The following is a 17,079-nucleotide window of genomic DNA, read 5'->3' on the forward strand; positions in this document are numbered from 1 at the left end:
GTCTGCGGCTCTTGATTACGGCCGTTTCATGTGGAACTTATCGAGAAAGCCTTTGCGGTGCTGCATGCGGAAATATTCCTTAATCATATAGGCGACTCCCTGTTCATCATTTGACCTTGTCACCCAGTCCGCTTTTCTTTTTAATTCATTTGAAGCATTCCCCATCGCGACGCCGAGACCGGCCAGCTCGATCATCGGCAGATCATCTTCCTGATGGCCGATAGCCACAACCTCTTCCATTGAAAGCCCGAGTTCAGCGGCGACCATAGAAAGTCCGCTTTCTTTTGAAACCCCTTTAGGCACGATGTTCAGTTTTTCTCCGTTGACGCGGATCACATCGACGGCCGGGAATGCTTTCATTATCGTATCCGTTATGTCAGCCTGCAGGCCATCTTCGGCATGCACTTCAATGACGGGCGCTGAAACCGGCTCATCAAGGAGCAGGTCACTTAATGATTCGACAAACTGCACCGGATAAAAAATCGGGTCAGACGGATGAATCATTGTTTTCCCGACCAGATTGGAGTTCACTTTCTTCTTGTTTCCGATCGAATATTTTTCGTGAAGAAGCCGGATATTGCATGGATAGCTTTCCAGCACCTGAACGATATTAAACGTGTGATCTTCTGATATTTTCTTTTCAAAAAACGGCTCATCTATTTTTTCAGAAATGTATGCGCCGCTGTGGGTAATCAATTTTGCATTCAGCTTTAATATTTTCGCCACTTTTTGAGCGGAGCGAAAATGGCGGTTTGTGACCAGTGTGACGTAAATTCCTTTTTTCTTGACGTATTCGATGGCATCCTTTGTCGTCTGATGAAGTTTGCCGTTGGAGCGAAGAAGCGCTCCGTCTATATTTAACGCCAGCATTTGTTTTGACACAGAGAAGTCCCCCTCCTTGATGACTGTACTTGTCATTAGGATATGACCCTGTCTCTTTGTTTAGAACAACCTTTTCTCCGCAGCAAAAAAGCCTGCCTCAAGCAGACTTTGAACTGTCGTTTTGTTGGGATACGATCGATTTGCTGCCTTCTCCCCAATGTGTATTTCTATTTACGAAATATATCAGGAACCCCTTATTTGACCGTTGATGCGCTCGTTTCACTTACTCTCTGTTGCTACCCCTTAACATACCAGGCAGTATAGGCGACCGTATCCTTAGATCATCTGTAAGTGTAGGCGCTTTCAGAGTTATTATCTCAATTATATTGTTAAAAAACAAGGGTTTTTTTAACTAAAAAAATCAGAGGGAATATCTGTGCTGAATGTATGATAAAGTTGAAAGGGAACATACATTCCCATATAATAAAAGAAAAAAAGCGGTGACTGTCATGTCTCTATTAAAAGATATTTATAACGAAGAATTTGCAGAAGCACTTCTGAACAGAATCAAATCGGCGCATCCGGCTTTTGAGCGGGACAAGTGCCGGGCGCTGATATTTCAGGAAGATTGGCCCGGACTGACGTTAAAACAGCGGATGCGCCGGATCACAGACTCTTTATATGAAACACTGCCGAAGGATTACATACGGGCGCTTGACGTCTTATATGAGACAGCTCCCCGCTTCTCAGGGCTCGCCGGGATTATTTTTCCCGATTATGTCCAACAGTACGGAACGGATCACTGGGACGAATCCATGAAGGCGCTTCAGTATTTCACTCGTTTTTCCACTTCCGAATTTGCGGTCCGCCCGTATATCAGGCTTGACCGGGAGCGGATGTTCAAAGAGTTCCTTTCCTGGACGGAGCATCCGGACGAACATGTCAGAAGGCTTGCCAGCGAAGGCTCAAGACCGCGCCTCCCATGGGGAATCTCCATTCCGGCTCTTCTTGACGATCCTTCTCCGATTCTCCCTGTTCTGGACCGCTTGATGCAGGATGACTCGTTATATGTCAGAAAAAGCGTGGCGAATAACCTGAATGACATCTCCAAAACACATCCGGATCTTCTGGTACAGATCGCAGCCGAGCGGTTCGGAAGCTGTCCGCACACGGACTGGATTTTGAAGCACGCCTGCAGGACACTGTTAAAAAGAGGAGACAAACAGGCGCTTGCGGTTTTCGGGTTTGAAGACGCCTCCCGGATTTCATTGGAACGTTTTACATTGAATTCGGAAACGGCCGCCATCGGAACAAGCATACATTTTTCTTTTCAGATCCGCTCATCCGCCCGGCAAAAAGTCAGGGTTGAATACGCGATTGATTTTGTAAAGAAAAGGGGACACCGCAGCCGCAAGGTGTTTAAGATGTCGGAGTCCGCCATGGATAACGGAGACGTAAAAGCCTTCAGCAAACATCATTCCCTTAAAGATTTAACCACCCGCAAGCATTATCGGGGAATTCACACTCTGTCTGTCATCATTAACGGTACGGTAAAAGGTTCGCTTGATTTTTCTGTTGAATAAAAAAACCCCTCCATTTCATAGATGGAGGGGTGTGGAGCTTATTCCGGGCTGCCGTAAAGCTCTTCAAGAGGTTTCATAATGATTTTGTTTAACTCGCCGATCAGCATGCTCATGCGCTGTTCCGCTTCCATCAGCTGAGAAATCAATTCATGCTGCTGTACGAGAGCAACCGTTTTTTGTGCCTGCTCTACCTCTTCCTGAGTGATTTCTTCACCTGACATCTGTTTCTGCTGAAGCTGCAGCTGTACATTGCGGAAGTTATCAAACATGCGTTTTGCGGATTCATCTGCGTTTACTTGATCATAAAGCCCTCTCAGACGGCTGTATTCATCACTGTTTCGCAAAGCTTTTTCAAGATCATATGCTGCATCATAAAAATGAACTGCCATAGTAACCGCTCCTTTCTTCCTTTCGGACATACCACTCCACTATAACAGACTGCGGAGCGACTTTCATCATCGGCGTATGTTTTCCTTAGAAAAGAATGACAAACAAAGCCTGAATTGCTCCGATTATCCCGCCGAGCAGACCGCCTAAATACGTTATCATCTTAAATTCTCTCTTGGAAATCGACAGCACCATTTCCTCCAGCCGTTCAACGGGAAACTGATCAACCTGCTCTTTGACCACTTCCTCAAGACGCAGCCGTTTCAGTACATCCTCCAAATGAGCGGCAATACTGCCGAGTGCCGCATCAAGCAGCTTCGGCGCGTACGTTCCCGTAATCTCCCCTTCATAACGGGAGATGATGTCACCGAGCCGGCATTCGAAAAAGGGCGCGGTTTGAAGTGCGGCCAAAGCCCGCTTTTTCATGCTGAACAGCAGATCTTTCGCATTCCACTTTTCATCGGCCTCATAAAGTGTATAAGATTTGAGCTTGCCCCATTCTTGAGAAAGCAGATCAGCCAGAAGCTTTTTCGTTTCCTCATTGCGCAAAAACTTTAACAGCTCAGGCAGCACACGGTCTGCCAAGCTTGAATTGCCGAGGAACATCTGCACCATGCTGCCGAGCATCCCCCGGGAGTTCAAAAAGTCGTCAATCATATTTCCGAGCCTGTCTTTCCCTTCTTCGCTCTCAAAATAATCAATGCTCCGCTTCAGGATATAATCTGCGGCCATCGGGACTTTTTCATCCAGCTTTTCCTGAAGCTCATCAGGAAGCCAGTCTTTTATGGCGCGGTGCTCATATTTCCGGTACAGTTCCGAAAGCTTTTCATCGGTAAAACGGTCAATCCAGGCATCCGTCTTTTCCTGCGGATTCCGGATGCCCGCGGCGGCCAAAGCTTCGTGCACCGTCATCTCGGAAGCGGCCATTTTTTGTGTGAATTGTTCGGCGAAAAGAAGCGCCTGGTTTTTAACGGTATCTGATAAAAGCCGTTTTTTTATTCCTTCCGGGGTTAAAAGGTGGTTCGTCACCATGAGCCCCATTTGTTTTGCCAATTCATCCCGCCTTTTCGGGATCAGCCCCGGCGTAAACGGAACCCGTTTTCCGAACAGGTAATACGGCCGGTACGGACGAAATAACATCTGAATGGCAAGATGATTCGTCACCGCGCCGATCGCGGCTCCGATCACAATCATAAATAGAAACGTTCCTGCTATGCCCATTCCTTTTCTTCTGCCTCCATCTAATGTTCTATTTTCTTGATGATATATCTATTCGTATTATAGAGGCTGGCGTGCATGCGGGCAAATGAAGAACCTGAATTGTTGTTTGTGAGGAATAAGGCAAGATGCTGTTTCGTACTCTTTACAGTAGATCATCTTTTATGATGCGCCTTAGCATATTTATTGGATGGAAGGGCCGTTCCATCAGCGGCTTTTTGAATAAAGGGGGAGTAATAATATGACAACACTCGGTTTTATGTCTGTATCCCGCCGGCACGAAGAAGATTACGCCGGGGAATTGGCTGAAAGAGCGCCTCAATATAATGTGCGCTTAGCCCGCTTTACACCGTTTGATATATTTCCGGATTCTTTGCGCGTGAAAGCGCTCGTCTATCACCCGCAAAGCGGAAAGTGGAACGAAACGGAAATCGATATTCCCGAATATATTTACGACCGCTGTTTTTACGGAAAATCCGCTGAAGCGCAAAAAGCCAAACCGATCGTCGAATGGCTGAAAAAATATCGGAAAACGGAATTTATCGGCCGGGGGCTTCCTGATAAATGGACGGTCACGGATGCGCTCCAAAAGCATCATCTGATCAGTCCCTATATTCCTGAAACGGCCGAAGTCAGCCGCTATGAACAGGTGCAATCATACTTAGCCAAGGAAAAAGCATGTATACTTAAGCCCGCTTTCGGCGCGGGAGGCAGAGGCATCATCCTGCTTGAAACAGGCAAAAAATCAATTACGGCCACTTACTATATCGGAAAAAACAAACAAACAAAATCATTTTCCAATCACGTGTCTTTTAAGTCCTGGTGCAAAAAAGTGCTGCAGCACCGCTATTTGCTTCAATCCTACTTAAATATCCAGGATAAAGAGCGGCATCCGTGCGACATCCGCATTTTCATGCGCAAAACTGAGTCAGGCGTTTGGGAAACGGTCGGAAAAGCGGTCAGAAGGGGTTATCAGAACGGTCTTTTATCTCATTTCCCCGGAGGATCCGAACCGATTAAGTTTGACACATGGTTTGAGGAAATTCCGAGAAAGCAGCAGGCCGTTTTATTGGATGATGTCTTTTCGATCACCCAATCCGTCCCTTATTTCCTTGACGAACGGTTCGGACCGCTGTTTGAGCTGGGGCTCGATATTTGTTATGCCAAAGACGGACGCATCTGGCTTTTGGATGTCAATTCAAAGCCGGGGCGGAAAGCTATTTTAAGCGTGGCTCCGGAGGCGAAAGAGGATTTGTATACGAGTCCGCTGAGACGCTTCCGCGAACTTCAGTCACAGGAAAGCCGGAAAGGAGTATTACCGCGTGAATCATAAAGGGATGATTGTCGGCATCGATAAAAAAAGCAAAAATACGCTGTTTCTCCCCTCCTCCATGAAACGGGAAGGGCTTTTATCCGCTGCCTTCGGGACCAAGGTTGTCAAATGCCGTGTAGCCTTTTCTCAATCACTTGAAAAAAGCGCGCTCCTTTCTGAAGATTTGTTTGAGGAGCTGTTGATACCGCATAAAAGCCGGGCTGACTTTCTCATACACGGCCAGACGGTGCACATCGGTCCGCTGATCGGCGTTTTCACAGCCGGGTTCACATCATCGCCGACCCGCCCGTTAAGAGACCGCACAGACTTCTTTTCCAAGATGCTCTCTCTTCATGAACAGGCGAACGGATATTGTTTCGTTTTCGGTGCTCATCAGATCAACTGGGAAGAAGGCACCGTCCAAGCGCTGATTTATAAAGAAAACAGCTGGAAACGGACGGCCGTCCCGCTTCCGAATGTCGTATATGACAGACTCCCGAGCCGAAAAACGGAAGAAGTTCCGCTTTTACAGCAGACAAAACAAAGGCTGATGAATGTCTATCAGATTCCGTGGTTTAATCCGCAATTCTTTAATAAATGGGACATTCATAAGCTTCTGGAAAAAAACAGTCTCACCGCTTCACTTCTACCAAAATCTGTCCTGCACCCGAATGCGGAAGCGTTAGAAACGTTATGCAGCACGTTTGACACCGTCTATATCAAACCTGCAGACGGCGCACTCGGAACGGGGATTTACAAGGTGGAAAAAACAGATGCCGGCTTATCTGTCAAACACACGAATGAGGAAAAAACGGTGGTGACGGCAGAGTATTCAGATGCGGCATCCTTCATGACATCATTTAAAGAAAACAATGATCCGTCCGCTTTTTTAATTCAGCAAGGCATTGACCTGATTCGGCTGGATGGGCGCCCCGTCGATTTCAGGGTGCACACGAATAAAAACGCCGAGGGGAAGTGGACAGTGACGGCCATTGCGGCAAAAATTTCCGGTGAAAACAGCATCACGACGCATCTGGCAACCGGCGGAGAAGTCAGGACGTTAGCTGAATTATACGGCGATCCGCGCGAGAGAGTCGGCATGATGCGGAAACTTTCAAAAGCCGCCTTGGCGGTCAGCCGCGTGTTAAATGAGCACATTGAAGGTTTTATCGGCGAAATCGGTTTTGACCTCGGCGTCGATCATTCAGGGAAAGTTTGGATGTTTGAAGCCAATTCCCGCCCCGGGCGCAGCATTTTTTCCCATCCGAAGCTGAGATCGGTCGATTACCTGACAAAACGGAGAAATTTTGAATACGCGTCTTATTTATCAGAACGGTCCATCACCGCCCCGGAAAAACTTTGGCGGTGAGGCTGTCTTTTTTTTGGTTTACCCGGGACAGGCAATGAACGATGAGCTACAATGAACAAGATCAACATTTCCCATAAGGAGCGTGAACGTCATGATTTCGCACTTCAGCTGGAAACCGTTATTCAAAAAAGAGAAACTGCCCGGATGGCGGATTTCATTTTACTGGCAGGGTACGCATTACGAAGGGATTTACCATAAGTCCGGAGACATTGAATGGGGACACACACATCCGGGAAAAGAAGAGCCGGCTCTCGTAAAAGAGCTGCATGAATTAATGCTTTATCACATATATGACTGAAAGCTAAAAGCTCAGCCGCACCAGGCTGGGCTTTTCTTTTTCCTTCCGCTATTTACCACACCGTTTTCCGAATGAGATGCCGTTTGATTCACCATAATACGTAGTACAAAGCGGCAAACAGCATTGGGTGAAGCCGAGCTGGCAATGGTTTTCATTCCGAAAATCATCGGCTGGTGCAATTCCAGCAAACCCAACCATACTACTTTATAAAGGAGATCATACAAATGGCAAACAACAACTCTTCAAACCAACTCGTAGTACCCGGCGCTGCTCAAGCAATCGACCAAATGAAATACGAAATTGCTTCTGAGTTTGGCGTAAACCTTGGCGGAGAAACAACTTCTCGTGCAAACGGTTCTGTCGGAGGAGAAATCACGAAACGTTTAGTATCTTTCGCACAGCAGAACATGGGCGGCCAAGGCGTACAATAACTCAATAAATGGCTTACAGAAGGCGCGGGATACCGCGTCTTCTTTTATGCCGTCACCCTTTTTTCCTATTCCACATACCCTAGGAAAAAAGGAGGGAAAACATGTCATTCATTGCCTCAGTCAATTGGGAGCTGTTTCAGTTCGTAAGTGTTTCTTTGGTCAATGAATATGTTGCCCACCATTTCCCGTTTATTCACAGGTATTCTTTTCCCCGCTGCTTTGAATGATATAATGAGCGGCGAGGAGGTTTTTTACATGAACATCGCTTTACTCGGAGCAACGGGAAGAGTCGGACAGGCTTTTATAAAAGAAGCGCAGAAACATGGACACATGGAGATATTCGCTCTTGTCAGATCAGCCGGAACAGTCCTTCCCATTCCTGAAAAACATATCATAACAGGGAATGCGAGGCGGCGGGAAGATGTAAGCCGATTGATTTCCAAAGCGGACACAGTCGTGAGCTGTCTCGGCACGGACGGTGACGATACCCTTTCAGCCGCTATGACCCATATCATAGACGGCATGAAACGGCATCATGTTCAGCGTCTGATTACGATCGGCACCGCGGGTATCCTTCAATCACGGCTTATGCCTGATCAATACCGTTTTGAATCGGCAGAATCAAAACGAAAATCAACAAGAGCCGCAAAAGAACACGCCCGCGTATACGAGATGCTGCTGGCAGAGGATCTTGACTGGACGATCATCTGTCCCACCTACCTTCCTGACGGAGATGCTGCCGGAGTTTACCGGTTCGAACAGGATCGCCTTCCTGAAGACGGCGCTGAAATCACCGTCGGAGACACGGCGCATTTTCTGTACCGTGAGCTGATCAGCCCGCAGTTTGTCAGAAAACGGGTGGGACTGGCTTACTGAATGAAAAAAGGGCGAATCTTTAGATTCACCCTTTCCGATTACACCGCGGACTTCGCCGTTCCTTTCTGCAATTCATACATTTGATGGTACTGCCCCTTTTGCGCCATTAATTCGTCATGGCTTCCCTTTTCAATGATGCGGCCCTTTTCCAGCACGAGAATCTGGTCCGCGTGTCTGATCGTGGAAAGCCGATGGGCGATAATAAATGTCGTGCGCCCTTCTTGAACGACTTGCAGCGCTTTTTGAATGACTGCTTCTGTTTCGGTGTCAATGTGCGCCGTCGCCTCATCCAAAATTAAAATGGCCGGATCAAACACAAGCGCTCTTGCAAAAGAAATCAGCTGACGCTGGCCTGAGGACAGTGTGCCGCCTTTTTCAGTGACGGGCTCTCTGATGCCCTTCGGCAGGGATTGCAGAAGACTTGCGGCGCCTACTTGGCGAAGCGCTTCTTCCGCCTGCTCCAAAGAAATACGCTGATCATCGAGTGTCACATTGGAGCCGATCGTACCCGAGAAAAGATACGGGTCTTGCAGCACAATGCCCATATGCGACCTCAGCTCCTGCCTCGACATGCCGTATATGCTTTTATCGTCCAGCAGAATATCCCCTTTTTGAGCATCATAAAAACGGAACAGAAGATTCAGGATGGAGCTTTTGCCGGACCCCGTATGGCCGACGAGGGCGACCGTCTCCCCTTTTTCAGCTGTAAAGCTGATGTGTTTCAGCACCTCTTCCCCCTTTCGATATCCAAAAGAAACATCGCGGAATTCCACAGTTCCTTTCGCCTTTCTGTCTGCGGGAGCGCCTTCTTCTTCCGTTTCCTCCTCCTGTAAAAGCTCGAATACCCTGGCGGCAGAGACACGGGCCAATTCAAGCTTCGAAAATTGGTTGACAATTCCCGTAACCGGCTGGAATAAACGGTTTAAATAATCAACAAATGCATATAAAACGCCGATCGAAACAATTCCGGCCGCACTCAGACTCGCGCCTCCGAAATACCATATCAGCCCGACAAACGCCAGATTGCGCAACACATTGACAAGACTGTGGGACATGAGGGAATTTAAGGACAGCATTTTGTTTTTGTAGCGGAAATGAGATTCATTCAATTCTTCAAATTCCTTCATCGTTTCCTTCTCGCGGCGGAACGCCTGAATAATCGGCATTCCTTGAATGGATTCGTTCATTTTCGCATTGATGTCACTGTTAATGGAACGGATTTTTTGGTTGAAGACGGATGCGTATTTGCGGTACACAACCGACCAGATCATTAAAATCGGGATAATCAGCAGGCAAACGGCGGCCAGCCTGACATCAAGCATAAACAGCGCCGTAAAAATGCCGAGCATATAAACGCCGCTTGTGATAAATGTCGACAGCACCGTTACATATAAATCCCTGACCGCTTCTGTGTCATTCGTAATGCGGGCCACGACTTTTCCAGCAGGCAGATTATCAAAGTAGCGGATCGGCATTTTCTGAATGTGTGAAAATACATCCTGCCTCATGCGCTGTATGATCCGATTCGCTCCCATCTGCAGCAGATAATGCTGGCCGTAATGAAAACATACGGAAAACATGAGCAGTCCCGCGTAAATGGCGGTCAGCGTCAGCAATCCTTTTATTTCCGGACGGTAAAATTGAAAAATCTCCTGTCTTGATAACGTAATGGCGGGATATGACCTGCTTTCTTTACCGTTTGATATTGTCAGCCGGCCGTCAGACACAGAACGGTTTCCGTCAAAACTGACGGGACGGTCAACAAAATAGTAGCCCGCACCGACTTGATAAATGTGCGCCTCTCCGGTTTTGTCCGCCCCCGGTTTGAGCCGGTCCTCCCTGACATAATCATGCCCCCGGAACCTGACGGCGCCCGGATCGTCCGCAGAGGCTTTAACCCATGTTTTTTCAATGCCGAGAATGTGGTCGTCAATCATTTTTTTTCCGATAAACGGGCCGGTCAGCTCAGTGCCGACCGCAATAATGAGCAGGACGACCGCCCATATCAGCAGCTTCTTATATTGAAGCGCGTAATTCCATAATCTTCTCCCGGTCTTCATGCGCCCGTCCCCCCTTCTTCAAGAGAGGACAGCTGCTGCCTCTCATATTGTTTTCGATACCAGCCGTTCTGCGCCAATAGCTCCTGGTGCGTGCCTCTTTCAGATACCCGGCCTTCATCCATGACGAGAATGAGATCTGCGTGTTCAACTGCCGAGAGCCGGTGGGTGGTGATAATCGTTGTTTTATGCCGCCGTTTTTTACGGATGCTGTCAATGATGGCGGCTTCCGTTTTCGCGTCTACGGCAGAAAGCGAATCATCTAATATGAGAATGTCCGGATCGGTCAAAAGCGCTCTCGCAATTGAGATGCGCTGCTTTTGTCCGCCAGAGAGCGCTACGCCCTTCTCGCCGACAAGCGTCTCAAGCCCGTCGGAAAGCATACCGATATCGTTTTCAAAATGCGCATCTTTCAGCGCGCTGCCGATTTCCTCTTCGTTTGCATACTGCCGTCCGTAAAGCAGATTCTCTTTTACAGTCTTTGAAAATAAAATATGATCCTGCGGCACATAGCCGATCCACCCGCGGAGCTCCTCAAGCGGAATCTCCTGAATCGGAACGCCTGTAAACGTGATTGCTCCCTCACCGGGCGGATATTCACGCAACAGCTGCTTAATGATCGTCGTCTTTCCGCTTCCCGTCTTCCCGACGATGCCGAGTGTCTGCCCTTTTTCTACGGAAAAAGATACATCGGAAACCGCCGGTCCAGCTCCGCTCGGATATGTGAAAGTCACATGTTCAAAAGCAAGACGCCCGGGCTCCTTGATTTGGGCGGGGTGCTTGGGTCCTGTCACGTCAGGCTCATAGGAAAGCGTCTCATTGACACGATCCAAGGAGGCATTTCCGCGCTGCATGATATTGATTAATTCTCCGATCGCAAACATCGGCCAGATCATCATTCCGAGGTACACGTTAAACGATACCAGCTCTCCCAGCGTCAGCCGGTTTTGAAAAACGAGATAAGCGCCGTAGCCGAGACCGATGAGATAGCTGAGGCCGACGAGAAGCTTCACAGTCGGTTCAAAAAGTGAATCGATAAACGCCACTTTCATATTTTTCTCATATACATCCGCCGTCATATCACCGAACCGGCTGACATCATTTTTTTCCTGCACGAATGCCCGGATGACCCGGACGCCGGATACCGACTCCAGCACCTTGTCATTTAATGATCCGAAAGCATCCTGCGCTTCCGTAAACCGCTCATGGATCTTTTTTCCGTACAGGCTGACCGCAGCCGCCATTATCGGCAGCGGAATAATCGCGGCAAATGTCAGCTTCCAGCTGATGAGAAGCCCCATTGTCAAAAATATCGTCAGCATATACATCGTCGAATCAACGAGCGTTAAGACCCCGAAGCCCGTCGTCATACTGACGGCCTGCAAGTCATTTGTCCCCCGCGCCATTAAATCGCCCGTTCTGTATTTCTCGTAAAACGGCGGTGACATTTGAAGAAGCCTTCCCATCAGCTTTGAACGGAGAATCTTCTCCATGACATTCGCCCCGCCGAAAAGCTGATACATCCAAAAATAAGACAGTAAATAGACGGCTGCCGTTAATGCGAGAAAAACACATATGTAAAACAGCATCCCGCTTTTTGTAAACACGCCCGCCTTCATATCGTCTATCGCGTTACCGAGAAGTTTAGGCGGAAACATTTCAATGACATTCACAATCAATAACAGAACAATCGCTGTCGTATAGCGCAGCCAATAGGCTTTAAAAAACCACGCGAGCTTTTTTAATACAGTAAACAAATACCGTCATCCCCTTTCATCAATCAGCCGCCCTCAAGCTTTTCCGGATTGTTTTTCATTGTTTTCGCTAATACCGCCACATGCATCACACCTGTCTTTCTTTCATTTTTTTGTATAAAAAAAGACATGAAGCCTCAGCTCCATGCCTCTTATTATTATAAATAAGGTACAGACCCGCCGTTTATGCGCGACTGCCCCGTTTTTAAGCAAATGTTCAGAAAACGGAAGCTGTATGGGAGTCACGCCGGTATTCAGCTGAAGATGAGTTGACAAGCTTTAGTTTTGACATGATCCATACCTCCTTTTTCCCTATATTGTTCCTTCATCATATAAACAAATCCTTTTTTTGTCAATGCAGGTTTTACATTTCTGCCATTCGGGTATTGTAAAACAAACCTTTTTTACTGAAAGGATGAGGCCGATGTTTCACGCGGACCGGTTGATAGCAGCTTTTGACGGAAGTGATGATAGTAAAAAAGCGCTCCAAAAAGCCATAGACCTTTCAAAAACGTTTCACGCGGATTTAACGGTCGTACATTCCCACAATGCAAAAGATACCCGGACGATTGTTGATCCCCCGAGGCCGGGAGCTGGGGCAACGTATATCGGCGGCGGGATTGCAAGCGTTCCTGACCCGCTCCAGGCGGAAAGAATCTCCCCTGATCCGATGATTTATGAAGACCGTACGGAAGAAATCGTTGCGGAAGCGAGAATGCTGATGAACGACAGCCAGATTGACGGGGATATCGACATTTTAGAAGGTGATCCCGCTGATGCCATTATCGAGCATGCCGACCGTATATCGGCGGATTTGATCGTCATGGGGAGCCGGGACCAGAACAGGCTGAAAAAACTTTTATTCGGAAGCGTCAGTGAAAAACTGTCATCGAAATCCGATATTCCCGTGCTGATCGTAAAATAATTCTTTCTGTAAAGCAGCTTAATCAAAAGCTGCTTTTTTTACAGCTCCCGGCTGTTTCTTCTTTTTTTCGGCATCACAAAAAAACTCGCCATGATCAAAAAATCGATGCACAATACGACAGACCAGCCCTTTAACAGTACGCTGAGCGCTTCGGTGCGGGAAGCGTCCTGAATGAGAAATACCGTTCCGGCTAAAAGAACGCCGCCGATGACAAACGCTAATACATGTCTCCCCCACCCTTTTGCATAATGTTTGGCATAATCCAGCCCGTACCGCTTGACCGGTTTTGCCCCTTCCTTGACCACATAATAGCGGAACCGCTCATCCGCCCATTGAATCATGCTTTTCCCGAAGGCGACAGACACTCCGATATAAATGGCCGCCACCGCATGCGCCATAGTCGCCGCCGCCCCTCTGTATAAATCAGCTGCGGCCGCCAGAAACAGTACGGCATCCAATAAAGGAATGAGAGCGAAAAAAAACATTCCGAGCTTTTGCCGCCTGAATATATAGCGCGCCGCCAATCCGAAGATGACAGCCGCCCAAAAAGCAGCCTCACAAATGACAATCAACCAAGCAATCGCGTTCAATCCGGTTCCCCCTTATCGTTTTCTAAAATGCATTGTATCACTGCTTTTTATTTAATACAACTGTATTACAAAATTGCAAGAAAAAATATTTCCTGTTACACTAGAACCATGCCTAAAATAATCGATCATGAAAAAAGAAGAAAACAAATAGCCGAAGCCACTTGGCGGACGATTTTGGAGCGGGGAATGGAAGGAGCGACAGTGAGAAACATCGCCCAGGAAGCGGGTCTTTCTTTAGGCGCGCTGAGGCACTATTTCACCACCCAGGATGAGCTTTTAGGGTATGCGATGACACTCGTAAAAGAAAAAGCGGCCGCCAGAATTAACGAAGTTGCCATGAAAGATCTGCCGCCGAAAGAAAAAGCGGTGCGTCTGATGCTTGAAATCATCCCGACAGATGAAGAAACGATGGCTGAAATGGAGGTATGGTTCGCTTTCACAGCTTATGCCAGACATAAGGGAGAAGAGTTTCATCCCCAGCAGGACGGGATCTTGGCATATATCCGCGGCCTGATTGACTGGCTGGATGAAAATAAGCTTCTGAAACCGAATCTTGATAAAGAGATCGAAGCGGAGAAAATGTACGCCATCGCCGACGGATTGGCGCTGCATGCCATGCTTGAACCTGAGCGTCTTTCAAAAGAGAAGATCTCCCGTGTGCTCGTGCAGCATATCGAATCTCTTTTTATCTGACTGAAGCAAAAAGGCCGGATGTGTTCCGGCCTTTTTTCAGCTTATGACTGAACGCCGAGCTCTTGCTGAATGTGCGACTGAAAAGCCTCCTGAATCGTTTTGGCTACAGGTCCCGGCGCTCCGCTTCCGACCGGTTTTCCGTCAAGGGTTACGATCGGGATTAATTCAGCCGTCGTTGACGAGATGAAAATTTCATCCGCATCCCTGAGTTCGTCTTCGGTAAGAGCCTTCTCCCGCACCTCAATCCCGTTTTCTTTCATCAGCTCTAACAGTTTCATCCGCGTAATGCCGTTTAAAATCAGCTCATTTGCAGGATGCGTCCGGACAGTGCCGTTTATGACGGCGTATACATTGGAAGAGGTTCCTTCCGTAACCGCTCCGTCCCTTATCAGCACCGCTTCATAAGCGCCTGCTTCATAGGCTTTTTGTTTAATCATCACATTATACAGTAAATTCAGACTCTTAATGTCACACCTCAGCCAGCGTTTGTCTTCCGCCGTTATGGCCTGTGCTCCGGCTTTTTGTTCATTTTCCGGTTTTTTCACTGAAAAGGTGTATGCCGTCGTCTGCGGTTCCAATCCTTCGTCATACTGGTGCTTCCGCGGCGCCTTCCCTCTCGTCGTCTGTATATAGACCCCGCCGTCAATGAGTTTGTTTTCCTGTACGAGCTTTTGCAGATCCCATTCTATGTCCTCTGCGGAGAACGGCAGGGTGATGCCGATTTCTGCGGCGCTTCTGAAAAGACGGACGATATGCTCACGCAGACCGAATAAGGCGCCGTTATACACTCTGATGACCTCATACACACCGTCACCGAATTGATATCCGCGGTCCTCAATATCAACTGCCGCTTCTTCACGATCAATCAACTGGCCGTTTACTAATGTCTTCATGTAAACCCTCCTAATCGTTATCTGCCGTGATGTACATTCTCAGCTGTTATTGTCAACTATTCTATCATACTGAACGAGCCGGCTGCGGAGTTTATTTTTTTCTTAAAATCTTATTATTCGACATCTTTTCTATGTCTTTTCCAGTTTTGTTCCTGTATACTTGATTCGACATACATATGCTGTTAACTTATGGCACTTCGCAAGCCTCCGCTGTTATCGGCATTATGCAGAAACTTATGCTACTGGAGAGATTGTTATGCGCAACACAAAAGAAGGTGCTTCCCCTTCTCTGTTTTCATTGGCTTTTAAACTTACGAGTTTAGCAGTTTTGTGCGGACTGCTTCTGGTAATCGTCATAATGGGATATTCCGCTTCCGCCGCAAAAAACAAACAGGTCACCGTGACCGCAAACGGGCAGCTTCGGGATGAAGCAGAAAGCCTGCGGCTGAAAAATGATTCTCCCGACGTCTTAATGAAACATTTGCAGAAAGAGCGTGACCCAGGGAAAAAAACGGTATATTTAACCTTCGACGACGGGCCGTCTCCATATACTGAACAGCTGTTGAATGTATTGAAGGCAAATGGCGCAAAGGCCACTTTTTTTATGCTTGAACCGCGGATGAAAGCCTATAAGCATTCCGTGCAAAGAGCGAAGCAGGAAGGAATCGCGCTCGGCCTGCACGGCGTGACGCACGATAATCACCTGTTTTATCAAACACCGACATCACCGCTGAACGAAATGCAGCAGGGACGCGATACGCTCGAGGCAATCACCGGAGTAAAAACGGATCTTGTCCGCACGCCTTACGGCAGTAAACCGTCATTGACGGCTGCCCAGATTAAGAATCTCGAAAAAGGCGGATTCGTGTACTGGGACTGGACGATAGACAGTGAAGACTGGAAGTACAAAAACGCACGGTACGTGCCGGAAGTATTGAATCAGCTCGCATATTTGGAAAGCGTTCATACGAGCAGGCCGCATGTCATTTTAATGCACGATCTGCCTGCGACGGTGCACGCTTTGCCTAGCCTGATCCAAAAACTGAAAGCCCAGGGCTACTCCTTTGATGTTCTGACGGATCAAATGATTCCCGTCCATGAATAAGAAAAGCCGGATCTGTATATGATCCGGCTTTTTTATGTCGCGGCGCTGATCCGTTTTGCAAATTCACCGATCTTCTCATGGATGACAAGATCAAATAAATGGTCGCAATATGTCGGCTCAAGGTTAATGATCACCTGCTTCAAACCGGGAATCCGGCCCGCATCCTCAGGGACAAACCTTGCCGGCGCCACTTCAAGCGAAGTGCCGATCACAAGAAGAAGATCAGCTTTATCAAGCTTTTCATAAAGGGTTTCAAAATGCTGAACGAGATCGCCGAACAGCACGACATCCGTTTTTAATACGGTGCCGCATACCGCATGATCACCGATTTCCGCCGTACATTCCGGCACTTCGTCCTTCAGCAGATGAGAAAGCCCGTAGCGCGCTCCGCAGCGGGGGCATGCGGCGGTCTGAATTGAACCGTGAAGCTCATAGACACTGCTGCTTCCCGCTTTCTTATGCAGCCCGTCAATATTCTGCGTGAAAATGTCTACCTGCTTTCCCCGCTTTTCAAGATCCGCCAAATACGTATGGCCGGCATTCGGCTCATAGCTTCCGCTCATTTTCATCTGAAAGAGCTGTTTGAATTTAGGCCAGAATTCACGCGGACGGCGTTCAAAGTATTCCCTGCTCATCGCTTCCATTCTGGAGGTGTCTTCGGTCCATATACCGCCCGCCGAACGAAAATCAGGAATGCCGGATTCCGTGCTCATTCCCGCTCCCGTCAGCACCACGATACGTTCCGCCTGATTGATCAATGTCATAA

Annotated in this window: 18 protein-coding genes; 10 read left to right on the forward strand and 8 right to left on the reverse strand. The window is 47.9% G+C overall.

All coding sequences use genetic code 11. The features are described from left to right. Positions 1-15: 15 nt before the first annotated feature. Entirely contained in the window at positions 16-882 is an 867-nt protein-coding gene (locus RUW00_RS14790; RefSeq protein ID WP_012117197.1) for a Cof-type HAD-IIB family hydrolase, read from the reverse strand. Between the two features lie 383 nt (positions 883-1,265). Here RUW00_RS14790 and RUW00_RS14795 point away from each other — a divergent pair, with 383 nt between their 5' ends. Beyond that, on the forward strand, positions 1,266-2,405 hold the full coding sequence (locus tag RUW00_RS14795) for a DNA alkylation repair protein (RefSeq protein WP_280144975.1): 1,140 nt from the start codon (positions 1,266-1,268) through the stop codon (positions 2,403-2,405). Positions 2,406-2,443: 38 nt separating this feature from the next. Here RUW00_RS14795 and RUW00_RS14800 read toward each other — a convergent pair whose 3' ends face one another. Together RUW00_RS14800 and RUW00_RS14805 are read right to left on the reverse strand one after the other, a co-directional pair. Beyond that, a complete protein-coding gene (locus RUW00_RS14800) occupies positions 2,444-2,794 on the reverse strand; it encodes a YlbF/YmcA family competence regulator (RefSeq protein WP_014720937.1) in 351 nt (116 codons plus the stop codon). An 85-nt stretch (positions 2,795-2,879) separates the two neighbouring features. Beyond that, the gene (locus RUW00_RS14805; protein ID WP_014417318.1) at positions 2,880-4,013 is read right to left on the reverse strand and encodes a DUF445 domain-containing protein; all 1,134 of its coding nucleotides are present in this window, start codon (positions 4,011-4,013) and stop codon (positions 2,880-2,882) included. Positions 4,014-4,251: 238 nt separating this feature from the next. Between RUW00_RS14805 and RUW00_RS14810 the strand changes: the two genes are divergently transcribed. The 6 genes from RUW00_RS14810 (at position 4,252) to RUW00_RS14835 (ending at position 8,296) form a co-directional block, all read left to right on the forward strand. Then, the gene (locus RUW00_RS14810) at positions 4,252-5,343 is read left to right on the forward strand and encodes a YheC/YheD family endospore coat-associated protein (protein WP_014417317.1); all 1,092 of its coding nucleotides are present in this window, start codon (positions 4,252-4,254) and stop codon (positions 5,341-5,343) included. Next, positions 5,333-6,691: a YheC/YheD family endospore coat-associated protein gene (locus tag RUW00_RS14815; RefSeq protein WP_103527023.1), complete on the forward strand. Its 1,359-nt coding sequence runs from the start codon at positions 5,333-5,335 to the stop codon at positions 6,689-6,691. The genes RUW00_RS14810 and RUW00_RS14815 overlap by 11 nt, the downstream gene beginning before the upstream one ends. 82 nt (positions 6,692-6,773) lie before the next feature. Beyond that, complete coding sequence (locus RUW00_RS14820; RefSeq protein WP_012117190.1) at positions 6,774-6,989, forward strand: YheE family protein; 216 nt, start codon at positions 6,774-6,776, stop codon at positions 6,987-6,989. Between the two features lie 224 nt (positions 6,990-7,213). Then, positions 7,214-7,420 (forward strand): alpha/beta-type small acid-soluble spore protein, encoded by a 207-nt coding sequence (locus RUW00_RS14825; protein ID WP_007610368.1) that lies wholly within the window; start codon positions 7,214-7,216, stop codon positions 7,418-7,420. Positions 7,421-7,521: 101 nt separating this feature from the next. Further along, entirely contained in the window at positions 7,522-7,647 is a 126-nt protein-coding gene (locus RUW00_RS14830) for a hypothetical protein (protein ID WP_007610363.1), read from the forward strand. A gap of 28 nt (positions 7,648-7,675) precedes the next feature. Then, positions 7,676-8,296 (forward strand): NAD(P)-dependent oxidoreductase, encoded by a 621-nt coding sequence (locus RUW00_RS14835; RefSeq protein WP_014417314.1) that lies wholly within the window; start codon positions 7,676-7,678, stop codon positions 8,294-8,296. A 38-nt stretch (positions 8,297-8,334) separates the two neighbouring features. Here the strand turns inward: RUW00_RS14835 and bmrD are convergent, their stop codons facing one another. Together bmrD and bmrC are read right to left on the reverse strand one after the other, a co-directional pair. Beyond that, positions 8,335-10,356 carry a multidrug resistance ABC transporter ATP-binding protein/permease BmrD gene (gene bmrD, locus RUW00_RS14840; RefSeq protein ID WP_280144974.1) on the reverse strand — a complete coding sequence of 674 codons (2,022 nt, stop codon included), beginning with the start codon at positions 10,354-10,356 and terminating at the stop codon, positions 8,335-8,337. Next, a complete protein-coding gene (gene bmrC / locus RUW00_RS14845) occupies positions 10,353-12,110 on the reverse strand; it encodes a multidrug ABC transporter ATP-binding protein BmrC (protein ID WP_202729480.1) in 1,758 nt (585 codons plus the stop codon). The genes bmrD and bmrC overlap by 4 nt, the downstream gene beginning before the upstream one ends. 421 nt (positions 12,111-12,531) lie before the next feature. Between bmrC and RUW00_RS14850 the strand changes: the two genes are divergently transcribed. Beyond that, positions 12,532-13,032: a universal stress protein gene (locus tag RUW00_RS14850; protein WP_007409250.1), complete on the forward strand. Its 501-nt coding sequence runs from the start codon at positions 12,532-12,534 to the stop codon at positions 13,030-13,032. 38 nt (positions 13,033-13,070) lie between these two features. Here the strand turns inward: RUW00_RS14850 and RUW00_RS14855 are convergent, their stop codons facing one another. After that, complete coding sequence (locus RUW00_RS14855) at positions 13,071-13,622, reverse strand: hypothetical protein (protein WP_014417310.1); 552 nt, start codon at positions 13,620-13,622, stop codon at positions 13,071-13,073. A gap of 108 nt (positions 13,623-13,730) precedes the next feature. On the opposite strand from RUW00_RS14855, the gene RUW00_RS14860 reads away from it, so the two are divergent. Then, the gene (locus RUW00_RS14860) at positions 13,731-14,315 is read left to right on the forward strand and encodes a TetR/AcrR family transcriptional regulator (protein ID WP_095060926.1); all 585 of its coding nucleotides are present in this window, start codon (positions 13,731-13,733) and stop codon (positions 14,313-14,315) included. A gap of 41 nt (positions 14,316-14,356) precedes the next feature. Here RUW00_RS14860 and dat read toward each other — a convergent pair whose 3' ends face one another. Next, positions 14,357-15,208 carry a D-amino-acid transaminase gene (gene dat / locus RUW00_RS14865; protein WP_014417308.1) on the reverse strand — a complete coding sequence of 284 codons (852 nt, stop codon included), beginning with the start codon at positions 15,206-15,208 and terminating at the stop codon, positions 14,357-14,359. A gap of 256 nt (positions 15,209-15,464) precedes the next feature. Between dat and RUW00_RS14870 the strand changes: the two genes are divergently transcribed. Continuing rightward, positions 15,465-16,313: a polysaccharide deacetylase family protein gene (locus tag RUW00_RS14870; protein WP_014417307.1), complete on the forward strand. Its 849-nt coding sequence runs from the start codon at positions 15,465-15,467 to the stop codon at positions 16,311-16,313. A gap of 32 nt (positions 16,314-16,345) precedes the next feature. Here the strand turns inward: RUW00_RS14870 and RUW00_RS14875 are convergent, their stop codons facing one another. Beyond that, a complete protein-coding gene (locus RUW00_RS14875; RefSeq protein ID WP_301294548.1) occupies positions 16,346-17,077 on the reverse strand; it encodes an NAD-dependent protein deacylase in 732 nt (243 codons plus the stop codon). Positions 17,078-17,079 lie beyond the last annotated feature (2 nt).

Origin of the sequence: Bacillus sp. IS1 (assembly GCF_032461585.1) — a bacterium.
Classification (GTDB): Bacteria; Bacillota; Bacilli; order Bacillales; family Bacillaceae; genus Bacillus; species Bacillus velezensis.

Bases quoted from the DNA above. Each gene is read 5' to 3' on its own strand.
- RUW00_RS14850 (WP_007409250.1), top strand. From the start codon at position 12,532: ATGTTTCACGCGGACCGGTTGATAGCAGCTTTTGACGGAAGTGATGAT.
- RUW00_RS14800 (WP_014720937.1), bottom strand. From the start codon at position 2,794: ATGGCAGTTCATTTTTATGATGCAGCATATGATCTTGAAAAAGCTTTG.
- RUW00_RS14860 (WP_095060926.1), top strand. From the start codon at position 13,731: ATGCCTAAAATAATCGATCATGAAAAAAGAAGAAAACAAATAGCCGAA.
- RUW00_RS14830 (WP_007610363.1), top strand. From the start codon at position 7,522: ATGTCATTCATTGCCTCAGTCAATTGGGAGCTGTTTCAGTTCGTAAGT.
- RUW00_RS14875 (WP_301294548.1), bottom strand. From the start codon at position 17,077: ATGACATTGATCAATCAGGCGGAACGTATCGTGGTGCTGACGGGAGCG.
- RUW00_RS14795 (WP_280144975.1), top strand. From the start codon at position 1,266: ATGTATGATAAAGTTGAAAGGGAACATACATTCCCATATAATAAAAGA.
- RUW00_RS14835 (WP_014417314.1), top strand. From the start codon at position 7,676: ATGAACATCGCTTTACTCGGAGCAACGGGAAGAGTCGGACAGGCTTTT.
- RUW00_RS14805 (WP_014417318.1), bottom strand. From the start codon at position 4,013: ATGGGCATAGCAGGAACGTTTCTATTTATGATTGTGATCGGAGCCGCG.
- bmrD (WP_280144974.1), bottom strand. From the start codon at position 10,356: ATGAAGACCGGGAGAAGATTATGGAATTACGCGCTTCAATATAAGAAG.
- RUW00_RS14825 (WP_007610368.1), top strand. From the start codon at position 7,214: ATGGCAAACAACAACTCTTCAAACCAACTCGTAGTACCCGGCGCTGCT.
- RUW00_RS14810 (WP_014417317.1), top strand. From the start codon at position 4,252: ATGACAACACTCGGTTTTATGTCTGTATCCCGCCGGCACGAAGAAGAT.
- RUW00_RS14870 (WP_014417307.1), top strand. From the start codon at position 15,465: ATGCGCAACACAAAAGAAGGTGCTTCCCCTTCTCTGTTTTCATTGGCT.
- dat (WP_014417308.1), bottom strand. From the start codon at position 15,208: ATGAAGACATTAGTAAACGGCCAGTTGATTGATCGTGAAGAAGCGGCA.